2 protein-coding genes are annotated in these 1,842 nt (G+C 71.9%); both read left to right on the top strand.

Features of this window, described 5'->3' with window-relative positions; translation table 11 throughout:
• Position 1 precedes the first annotated feature (1 nt).
• Positions 2–727, top strand: a complete 726-nt coding sequence (locus AOK18_RS27520; protein ID WP_079105215.1) for a DeoR/GlpR family DNA-binding transcription regulator — start codon at positions 2–4, stop codon at positions 725–727.
• A gap of 160 nt (positions 728–887) precedes the next feature.
• On the top strand, positions 888–1,842 hold a 955-nt coding region (locus AOK18_RS27525), incomplete at its 3' end, for an extracellular solute-binding protein (RefSeq protein ID WP_079105216.1).

A 1,842-nucleotide genomic window follows, 5' to 3' on the forward strand; every position in this document is an offset into this window, starting at 1 on the left:
GGTGGCGCGCGCCACCGGCTCGGTCGACGTGACGGTGCTCGCCGCCGATCTGGGGGTGGCCAAGGAGACCGTACGGCGGGATCTGCGCGCCCTGGAGAACCACGGTCTGGTGCGCCGCACCCACGGCGGCGCCTACCCCGTGGAGAGCGCCGCCTTCGAGACCACGCTCGCCTTCCGCGCCACCAGTCACGTGGCCGAGAAGCGGCGGGTCGCGAACGCGGCGGCCGACCTGCTCGGCGACGCGGAGACGGTGTTCGTCGACGAGGGCTTCACCCCGCAGCTCATCGCCGAGGCGCTGCCCCGGGACCGGCCGCTCACCGTGGTCACCGCCTCCCTGCCGGTCGCGGGCGCGCTCGCCGGGACCGGCACGGTGTCCGTCCTGCTGCTCGGCGGCCGGGTCCGCTCCGGCACCCTCGCCACCGTCGACCACTGGACGACGAGGATGCTCTCCGGTTTCGTCATCGACCTGGCGTTCATCGGCGCCAACGGCATCTCGCGCGAACACGGCCTGACCACGCCGGACCCGGCGGTCAGCGAGGTCAAGGCACAGGCGGTGCGGGCCTCGCGCCGGGTGGTGTTCGCGGGCGTCCACAGCAAGTTCGGAGCGGTCAGCTTCTGCCGGTTCGCCGACGTCGGCGCGCTGGAGGCGATCGTCACGAGCACGCTGCTCCCGGCGGCCGAGGCCCACCGCTACTCCCTGCTGGGCCCCCAGGTCGTCCGCGTCTGACCCGGCGACCCCGGCCCGCCGCACGACCCACGACCCACGTTCCACGTTCCACGGCGCGAGGTTCCCCGTGCGCCGGTTCACCCCACGAGTTCTCCACCTCCCCGCGGGCCGGCCCGTCCGGGCGCCGCCCGTTACCTCCCTATACGTCCAGGAGCGATCCATGCGAACCCAGAGCCGACGGAGGCCGCCGCGAGCCACACTCGCCGCGGTCGCCGCAGGGACGCTGCTCGCCCCGCTGCTCTCCGGCTGCTGGGTCGGAGCGGGCGGGGCCGGATCAGGCGGTGATGCCGTCAATGTCCTGATGGTCAACAATCCGCAGATGGTGGCGCTGCAGAAGCTCACCGCCGCGCACTTCACCAAGGACACCGGCATCAAGGTGAACTTCACCGTGCTGCCGGAGAACGACGTCCGCGACAAGATCAGCCAGGACTTCGCCAACCAGGCCGGCCAGTACGACGTCGCCACCCTGTCCAACTACGAGATCCCGATCTACGCCCGCAACGGCTGGCTCAAGGAGATGGACCCGTACGTCGGCGAGGACCCCGGCTACGACCAGCGGGACGTGCTCGAGCCGATGCGCCGGTCCCTCACCGGGGACGACGGCAAGCTCTACGGCCAGCCCTTCTACGGCGAGTCCTCGTTCCTGATGTACCGCAAGGACCTCCTGGAGCGGGAGGGCCTGACGATGCCGGCGCGTCCCACCTGGAAGGAGGTGGGCGAGATCGCCGCCGAGCTCGACGGGGCGGAGCCCGGCATGAAGGGCATCTGCCTGCGCGGTCTGCCCGGCTGGGGCGAGGTCATGGCACCGCTGACGACCGTGGTGAACACCTTCGGCGGCACCTGGTTCGACGAGGACTGGAACGCCCGCCTGGACTCCCCGGAGTGGCTCGCGGCCACGAAGTTCTACGTCGGCCTGGTCCGCGAGCACGGCCAGGCCGGCGCCGCCCAGTCCGGCTTCGCCGAGTGCCTGAACAACACCGTCCAGGGCAAGACCGCCATGTGGTACGACGCCACCTCCGCGGCCGGCTCCCTGGAGTCCGCCGACTCCGTCTTCTCCACGGGGGCGGGGGCGCAGCCCATCCTCCCCTTGACGGGGGAGTCGGCGGACTCCAGGG

This window comes from Streptomyces prasinopilosus (assembly GCF_001419695.1).
Classification (GTDB): domain Bacteria; phylum Actinomycetota; class Actinomycetes; order Streptomycetales; family Streptomycetaceae; genus Streptomyces; species Streptomyces prasinopilosus.